General features: G+C 75.3%; 7 protein-coding genes and 1 pseudogene. 5 read left to right on the top strand and 3 right to left on the bottom strand.

Annotated elements, in window-relative coordinates:
- Positions 1-359: 359 nt before the first annotated feature.
- The 4 genes from ACFF45_RS34700 (at position 360) to ACFF45_RS34715 (ending at position 3,684) form a co-directional block, all read left to right on the top strand.
- Complete coding sequence (locus ACFF45_RS34700; protein ID WP_381350995.1) at positions 360-905, top strand: sigma-70 family RNA polymerase sigma factor; 546 nt, start codon at positions 360-362, stop codon at positions 903-905.
- A gap of 135 nt (positions 906-1,040) precedes the next feature.
- Complete coding sequence (locus ACFF45_RS34705; RefSeq protein ID WP_381350996.1) at positions 1,041-1,556, top strand: hypothetical protein; 516 nt, start codon at positions 1,041-1,043, stop codon at positions 1,554-1,556.
- Positions 1,557-1,718: 162 nt separating this feature from the next.
- Complete coding sequence (locus tag ACFF45_RS34710) at positions 1,719-2,369, top strand: zf-HC2 domain-containing protein (protein ID WP_381350997.1); 651 nt, start codon at positions 1,719-1,721, stop codon at positions 2,367-2,369.
- Positions 2,370-2,502: 133 nt separating this feature from the next.
- On the top strand, positions 2,503-3,684 hold the full coding sequence (locus tag ACFF45_RS34715; protein ID WP_381350998.1) for a PP2C family protein-serine/threonine phosphatase: 1,182 nt from the start codon (positions 2,503-2,505) through the stop codon (positions 3,682-3,684).
- A gap of 3 nt (positions 3,685-3,687) precedes the next feature.
- On the opposite strand, the gene ACFF45_RS34720 is transcribed toward ACFF45_RS34715, so the two are convergent.
- The 3 genes and pseudogenes from ACFF45_RS34720 to ACFF45_RS34730 form a co-directional block, all read right to left on the bottom strand.
- Positions 3,688-4,551, bottom strand: coding sequence for an Fpg/Nei family DNA glycosylase (locus ACFF45_RS34720; protein ID WP_381350999.1), 864 nt, complete (start codon positions 4,549-4,551; stop codon positions 3,688-3,690).
- Positions 4,552-4,594: 43 nt separating this feature from the next.
- Positions 4,595-4,846, bottom strand: a pseudogene (locus ACFF45_RS34725) (protein phosphatase); the annotation flags it as partial.
- Between the two features lie 42 nt (positions 4,847-4,888).
- On the bottom strand, positions 4,889-6,241 hold the full coding sequence (locus ACFF45_RS34730; RefSeq protein ID WP_381351000.1) for a DUF6777 domain-containing protein: 1,353 nt from the start codon (positions 6,239-6,241) through the stop codon (positions 4,889-4,891).
- 160 nt (positions 6,242-6,401) lie between these two features.
- Between ACFF45_RS34730 and ACFF45_RS34735 the strand changes: the two genes are divergently transcribed.
- A complete protein-coding gene (locus tag ACFF45_RS34735; protein WP_381351001.1) occupies positions 6,402-7,823 on the top strand; it encodes a lipase maturation factor family protein in 1,422 nt (473 codons plus the stop codon).
- The last annotated feature ends 514 nt before the right edge of the window (positions 7,824-8,337 follow it).

Here is an 8,337-nt window from a genome sequence, read left to right on the forward strand (position 1 = left end):
CGCGGCGGCGCGCGCACCGGCGGCGGTGGCCGGCGGACCCGGCCGGGCGGCGGGCGCCTCGTCGCGGGCCTGGCAGGCGGCGGCCGCGGCGAGCAGAGCCGTCAGGGCCAGGGCCACCTGTCGTCTGCGTGCGATGCGTACGATCATCAGCTCACCCCAGTGCGGTTGTATATACACACAAATAGGTACGAACCTGAACGCGGCCGCAAACGGCCCCGGGGGCCCCTTTAACCCGTCCGCGCCGCAACGGCGGGTGAGGCGGACCGTTCGTCGGACCGTTCGCCGACGCGTTCGACCGTCCGTCGCACCGCCGTGCGCGCCCCCTGTCCCCGCGGCACACCCTGCGATGCCATACGGCCATGACGGCCGGAACCACCATCACCGACGGGACGACCGCCGAGCACGAACTCGCCGCGCTCCAGCGGGAGCACGGCCGACCGCTCTTCGCACTGCTGCTCAGGCTCTGCGACGGCGACCGGCAGCGCGCCGAGGACCTGGTCCAGGAGACCCTCGTGCGCGCCTGGCAGCATCCCGAGGCGCTGCGCGCCGACGCCTTCGAGTCCGTCCGGCCCTGGCTGCTGACCGTGGGGCGGCGGCTCGCCATCGACGCCCGGCGGGCCCGCCAGGCCCGCCCGCCCGAGGTCGGCGACGCGGCCCTGGAGAACGCGCGGGTGTGCGCCGACCACGCCGAGCGGTCGGCCGCCACCGTCGACGTGCGCGAGGCTGTGAAGACACTCACGCCGGAGCACCGTGAAGTCCTGGTGCTGGTGTATTTCCAGGGGGCGAGTGTGGCGGAAGCCGCGCAGGCCCTGGGCATCCCGCCCGGTACCGTGAAGTCCCGCGCGTACTACGCGCTGCGCGCCCTGCGCCGGGTGCTTCCGGGATACGCGGCCGACCTGCGGTGAAACCGGGAGCCGAGTCAAGCCTCCGTAAAGCGCCTTGCTGAGGACCCCGGTTGGGTAATCGGCTGTCCTCATCCGTGGTCCGGACGGGGAAGCCGGGGTCGGGCGACGCGCACCACCGGAGGAAGGCAGGAAGGGATGCAGCACAGAGGTCAACAGAGTACGGACGGCACGGGCGGCGGTGAACTCACCGTCCCCATGGCCTGGCTGTACGCCGAGTACATCGCCGACGAACTGCTGCGGACCGGCGACCTGATGCCGCCGACGTCCTTCGAGTTCCGCGCCGGGCGGGACGCCCTGGCACTGACGATCTTCCTGTCCGACACCGACGGCGAGCTCTCCGGCATCCGGGTCGTCTCCCAGCTGGAGATCTGGCTGTCGCTGACGGCGTACGACCAGCCGTGGCAGGACTGGGTGGGCGAGCGGCTGGCGCAGGTGGCCGCCGAGGCGGTGCGGGCCGGCGGGCCCGCGCCCGACCTGGAGCTGGCGGAGGCGGCCTGGCGCTGGCTGTGCGAGACCGAGCTGCTCGCGCCCGACCTGGACGCCGTGCCGGGCGGCGCCCCGCCGGTCGGCGAGGACGACGGGCCGAAGGTGTGGACCCCGGCGTGGCAGCTGGGGCTGCCGCTGGGGCACCTGGCCATCCACCTGTTCTGAACCTTTCCGGGATCCGGCCGGAATGCGACCAATCCCCGGGGCGGACCGCTCCGAATTCCCTGGTTGGGATTCCTCGGCGCCCTTGAGTGATTCCGCCGCCTGGTCCGTACCGGTGGGTGCACGGAGTAACCCCACCCGCACCCAACGGCACGAGGATTCGGCATGAGGTCCCTGGAGAGGCATCGCGACGTCGGCGCGTACGCGCTCGGCGTGCTGGACGAGGCGGAGGCCTTCCGCTTCGAGGACCACCTCATGGAGTGCCCTCGGTGCGCCGTGCAGGTGACGGCGTTCGGGCCCACCGCCCGCCAGCTGATGCTCTACCGGCGGGCCACCCCGCGCGCGGTACAGCCGCTGGCCGGGCCCGGCCCGCGGCTGCTGGACAGGCTGCTCGGCGAGGTCGCCGCGCGCCGCCGGTCCGGCCGCCGGCTGCGGCTGGCCGCCGTGGCCGCCGCGGTGGTGTGCGCCCTGGCCGGGGCGGCGATCGCGGCCGTGGCCGAACGCGGGGACCGGGCCGTGATGGTGTCGGCGACCGACGAGCGCTCGGGCGTGTGGGCGCGGGTCACGACCGAGGACGTGCCCTGGGGCGGCAAGGTGGTGCTGGAGGTCAAGGACGCGGCCGGGCCCCGGGCCTGCCGGCTGGTGGTGATCGGCGGCGACGGCTCGGAGGAGACGGCGGCCAACTGGACCGTGCCGCGGCACGACGCCCGCTCCCACACCCTGCGGGGCGCCACCGCCCTGCACCCCGACCAGATCGACCGCTACGAGGTGCGGACGACGGCCGGGCAGCGGCTGGTGACGCTGGACCCCTCCTAGCCAGGGCGTGCCATCCCGGGGGCGCGGGCTTTCGCCGTCGGCGGATACTCGCCGGGCGGGGGGCGGGCGGCGGTGTGAGACTGCTGAACGACGCGAGCCGACCGCGGCCGCGGTCCCGGCGAGGGGAGACGAGGTGACGACGGCGGACTCCGGCGAGGGCCGGCTGGAGGAGTTCCTCGCCGACCCGGACAACGCGGCGGTGGAGCTGTCCACCGCGGCGGCCCGCTGCTCCAAGGCGCTCGGCCTGCAGCACTCCGTGGTCTACCTCGCCGACCTCCAGCAGCGCCAGCTGATCCCGCTGACCGACGTCGCCTCCTCGCTGCCGGTCGACGACTCCCTCGCGGGCTGGAGCTACCGCACCCAGTCCTTGCAGGTGGAGCAGTCCGAGACCGGCGGCATGACGGCGTGGCTGCCGCTGCTGGACGGCGCGGAGCGGCTCGGCGTGCTCGCGGTGCACTGCCCGGTGCTCAGCCCCGTCTCCCTGCGCCGCAGCCGGGCCCTCGCCACGCTGCTGGCGATGATGATCACCTCCAAGCGGGCGTACACGGAGTCCTTCGTGCGGCGGACCCGCACCGCACCCATGCAGCTGCCCGCCGAGATGCTGCGCGCCTTTCTGCCGCCGCGCACGATCGGCACCGCGCACGTCGTCTCCACCGCCGTCCTGGAGCCCGCCTACGAGCTCGGCGGCGACGCCTTCGACCACGCCCTCACCGAGACGACCCTGCACGCCGCGGTCCTCGACGCCATGGGCCACAACCTGGCGTCGGGGCTGACGACGGCCGTGGCCCTGGCCGCCTGCCGCAACGCCCGGCGCACCGGCGCCGATCTGCCGGAGCTGACGCAGAGCGTGGACGACACGCTCACCCAGTGGCTGCCGGACCAGTTCTGCACCGGCGTGCTCGCCCAGCTGGACCTGGCGAGCGGCATGCTGCGCTGGACCAACTGCGGGCACCCGGCACCACTGCTGATCCGGGACCAGCGGCTGCTCGTCGACGCGATGGAGCGGGAGGCCGATCCGCCGCTGGGCCTGCCTGCGATGCTGGCCGCGCGGTCCCGGCAGGAGCACGAGATCGCGCTCCAGCCCGGGGACCGGGTGCTGCTCTACACCGACGGGGTCACCGAGGCGCGGACCCGGGACGGCGACCTGTTCGGCCTGGAACGTTTCGCCGACTACGTCATCCGGGCCACCGCCGCGGGTGAGCTGGCGCCGGAGACCCTGCGCAAACTGATCCACTCGATCCTGGACGCGCAGCCCGGCCGGCTCCGCGACGACGCCACGATCGTGCTGGTGGAGTGGTGGCCGCCGGCCCGCTGAGGCTCACTTGAGCAGCCGGGACAGCCGGCGGTCCGCGAGCGGTCTGCCGCCGGTCTGGCAGGTCGGGCAGTACTGCAGCGAGGAGTCGTGGAAGGACACCTCGCGCACGGTGTCGCCGCACACCGGGCAGGGCTCGCCGGTGCGGCCGTGCACGCGCAGGCCGCTCCTCTTCTCGGCCTTGAGCCGCCCGGCCGCCAGGCCCCGGGAGCGCTCGACGGCCTCGGTGAGCGTCGTGCGCAGGGCCCGGTAGAGCCGCCCGGTCTCCTCCGGGGTGAGGGACGCGGCCCGTTTGAACGGGGACATCCGGGCGGCGTGCAGGATCTCGTCGCTGTAGGCGTTGCCGACGCCCGCGATCAGGCCCTGGTCGCGCAGGGCGCCCTTGAGCTGACGGCACTCGCCGTGCAGCAGGGCGGCGAAGCGGGCCTCGTCGAAGTCGCCGGCGAGCGGGTCGGGGCCGAGCCGGGCCACGCCGGGCACCTCCCGCGGGTCCCGTACGACGTACACGGCGAGCCGCTTCTGGGTGCCGGCCTCGGTGAGGTCGAAGCCCGCGCCGGTCTCCAGGGCCACGCGCAGCGCCAGGGGGCCCTTGCCGGGGCGGGGCGGGCCGTCGGGGAGGCGGTCCCTCCACCGGAGCCAGCCCGCGCGGGCCAGATGGGTCACCAGGCGCGGGCCGCCGTCCGTGACGACGTCCAGGAACGTGCCGTGCCGGTGCACGGCGACCACCTGGTGGCCCTCCAGGGCCGACAGGGGCGGGTCGTACGTCTTCAGCACACTGATCGCGGCCGGCAGCACGCGCACGATCTGGTGACCGACGAGGGTGTCGGTCAGGAAGTCCTTCAGCGCCTCCACCTCGGGCAGTTCCGGCATACCACCAGGGTGCCACCCGGGGCCGGCCGGGACCGCCGGCCGGTCACCGCCGTTCCGGCACCACGAACCCGCACCACACGCACCTGCCGCCGCCGCGCGCCTCCACGCCCCACACGTCCGCGAGCAGGTCGACCAGGAGCAGGCCGCGGCCCGACACCCCGGAGTCGCCGGCGTCGCGGCGGCGCGGCAGGGCGCTGGAGGAGTCCTCGGCCTCGACGCGCAGCCGGCGGTCGGAGCCGGAGAGCAGGTCGGAGCCGGAGAGCACCCGCAGGGTGACGACGGCGGCGCCCTCGGTTCAATTCTTCGACCAGTGGGTGCAGAGCGTGGTCGGGTGAGGTCAGCTCGTGAAGACGTCCGTCATGCTGCCGAAGACGCTGTCGGCGGCGTCCGGGTCGCCGGACCCCGTCGGGTCACCCGTGCCGCCCGGGCCGTCGCCGGCGTCCGGGGCGTCCGGTACGAGCCCGCCGCCGTCGGGCAGGCCCGGCGTCTCCGGGACGGCCCGGGGGCCGGTCCCGCCCGAGGGGGCCAGAGGCCGCGCCGGGTCCGCCGGCCGCCCGGGCCGGGCCGGCTGCATCGGCCGTACGGGCGCCATGGGGGCGACCGGCACGACCGGCACCACAGGCACCACCGGAGCCATGGGCTGTACGGGTCGCACGGGCTGCACGGGTTGCGCAGGCTGAACGGGTTGCGCAGGCCGCGCGGGCTGCGCAGGCGCCGGCCACTGGGGCGCCGCCGGGACCGTGCCGCCCGCCTCCGCCGGGAGGAGCGCGGCACCGCCCTCCGTCGCCGGTGCGGCCGTACCGGCCGGGGACTCCCGCGGCGCCGGGGCCGGCCGCTCGCCCGGCTCGGTCCCCGGGGGCCGCGAGGGCGACGGGCTCGCCCCGTCCGGCTGCCACCGCGGCCGGGACACGACCTGGTCGTGGCGGACGTCGTGCCCGATCCGCCGCTCGATCCAGGAGCGGTCGGCCACGTCGATCAGGGTGATGTTGCCGATCGCCTGGGGCGCGGGCCGAACCACGACCACCTCGGCGGGCCGGTAGCCGGACCAGGCCCGGCCGCCGCCGCCCGGCGTGCCCCGCAGGGCGGCGGGTGCGCCGAGCGGGTTGCCGCAGGCGCAGCGGACGCGGGGCACGCCCCGGTTGTCCACGAGGACGGCGGTGCCCGCCTGGAGGACGGCCTGGTGGCCGGTGGCGCGGCCGTCGCGGTAGCCGTGGTTGGTGAGCCGGGTGTCGGCGCGCAGTTCGGCCGAGGTCAGCCCGCGCAGGTAGCCCGGGAGGGACGCCGGGGAGACGCCGGCCACCTGGGCGAAGGCCCGGGATCTGCCCCGGTCGGCGGCCAGCAGGCGGATCTGCCGCTCCACGTCACAGCTGCCGGTCCGGGCCCGGCCGCCGTACAGGCCGGGCGTCCAGCCCGCGTAGGAGCGCACGCCGGTGCGGGCGGCCGGAGCGGCGGCCCCGGGTCCCGTGCGGGCCTCGGAGCCCGGCTGCGGCGTTCGGGTGCCGCGGGCCGGGGTAGCCGAGGAGGTGGCCGTGGAGTCCGTGAAGGGGTCCGGGCCCTGGTCGTCGACCGGCTGGAGCAGGAGTTCCGGTCCGGCCTGCGCGCCCTCGCCGGCCTGGGCGCCGCAGCCGGCGGCGAGCAGGGCCACCGAGAGGGCGCAGGCGGTGGTGAAGGCTCCGATGGGTATGCGCACCTCGTTCTCCCGCCTGGTCCTGGGGCAGGTCGCCGTTTCGCCCCTCATTGTCTGCCTCACCCTCTCGGGTCACGCAAACGGAGAGCACGACCACGCACAGTGAGAGCACGGCCGGGGCCCGCGGCGGCGCCACCGGCACCGAGGAGAGGACCGCACGACCGTGGAGTGGTTCACCGCACCCGACTACTGGCTGACCCGGCTGGTCTTCCAGCGCGCCCTGGCGGTCGTCTACCTGGTCGCGTTCCTGACGGCGGCCCTGCAGTTCCGGGCGCTGATCGGCGCCCGCGGCATGCTGCCGGTGCCGCGCTTCACCGCGAACGTGCCGTTCAAACGGGCGCCCAGCCTCTTCCAGCTGCACTACTCCGACCGCTTCTTCGCGGGGTGCGCCTGGGCGGGCTGTGCGGTGGCGGCGGCGCTGCTGGCGGGCGTGGACGCGATGCTGCCGCTGTGGGCGGGCATGCTGCTGTGGCTGCTGCCCTGGCTGCTGTACCTGTCCATCGTGAACGTCGGCCAGACCTGGTACTCCTTCGGCTGGGAGTCCCTGCTCCTGGAGGTCGGCTTCGTGGCGGTCCTGCTCGGCAACGACGAGGTGGCGCCACCGGTCGTGGTGGTGTTCCTGCTGCGCTGGATCCTGTTCCGGGTGGAGTTCGGCGCGGGTCTGATCAAGCTGCGCGGCGACGCCTGCTGGCGGAAGCTGACCTGCCTGGACTACCACCACGAGACCCAGCCGATGCCGGGCCCGCTGAGCTGGTTCTTCCACCGTCTCCCCCGGCCGCTGCACCGCGTGGAGGTGGCCGCCAACCACGTCACCCAACTCGTCGTACCGGTGTTGCTGTTCACCCCGCAGCCGGTCGCCACGGCCGCCGCCGCGCTGATGATCGTCACCCAGCTGTGGCTGGTGCTGTCCGGCAACTTCTCCTGGCTGAACTGGATCACCATCGTGCTGGCCCTGTCGGCGATCCGGTTCCCCGCCGACCCGCCGTCCGTGCCCGCCGCCCCGCTCTGGTACGTGGTCGTGGTGCTGGCCGTGGCCGCGCTGATCGTGTTCCTCAGCTACCGCCCGGTCGCCAACATGGTCTCCCGCCGCCAGGTCATGAACCGCTCCTTCGACCCGCTCCACCTGGTCAACACCTACGGCGCCTTCGGCAGCGTCAGCCGGGTCCGCTACGAGGTGGTCGTCGAGGGCACCGCCGACGCCGTGCCCCGCGAGGACTCCGACTGGCGGGAGTACGAGTTCAAGGGCAAGCCGGGTGATCCCGGGCGCTGGCCGCGCCAGTTCGCGCCGTACCATCTGCGGCTGGACTGGCTGATGTGGTTCGCGGCGCTCTCCCCGGCCTACGCGGGGTCGTGGTTCGGCGCCCTGGTGGAGCGGCTGCTGGAGAACGACCGCGACACACTGAAGCTGCTGCGCCGCTCGCCCTTCCCGCCCGACGAGCCCCCGCGCTTCGTCCGCGCCCGGCTCTTCCGCTACCGGTACACGACCTGGCGGGAACTGCGGGAGACGGGCGCCTGCTGGGATCGCACGTATGTGCGGGAGTACCTGCCGCCGACCCGGCTGGCGGACACCGCCCGGAGTCCGTAGACGCGGGGGGCGGTGGTCTCGAAGACCGCCGCGCGGTCGCCGTCGCCGAGGCCGGCGGTCAGCTCCCGCGCGGTGGCGAGCGCCTCGCCGCAGGTCGCCGCCAGGGTGCGCACCGGCCGGCCGGAGCCGACATCAGCCGGTGCGGGCCGCAGGCGTCCAGGACGGCCTCGGCCTTCGGGCGCAGGCCGGCGGGGCCGGCCTCGGTGACCGGGCCGGACGGCTTGCAGACGGTGCTGGGCAGGCCGGCGGGGCGGCACGGCGGCGGTCCGGGGGTTCCCGCGCGCCGGTGGCGACGGGCGGTCTGCCGAGGTGGTCGAGGACGAAGGTCGGGCCCGGGTGCCCGGCCGCCGGCTCGGCCCAGGCGGGGAGCTGGTGGGGGCGGACGACCAGGTCGTGGGCCGGGCCCGCGCCCGACGGCGGCGGGGCCGCGGCGCACGTCCGGCGGCAGCGGCCACCGCGGGTCGGGTGCCGGCCCCGGCCGCGGCCGCCTCGGGCCGCCAGGTCGGCGACGGTG

Source organism: Streptomyces cinereospinus (assembly GCF_042430725.1).
In the GTDB taxonomy this organism is placed as follows: domain Bacteria; phylum Actinomycetota; class Actinomycetes; order Streptomycetales; family Streptomycetaceae; genus Streptomyces; species Streptomyces cinereospinus.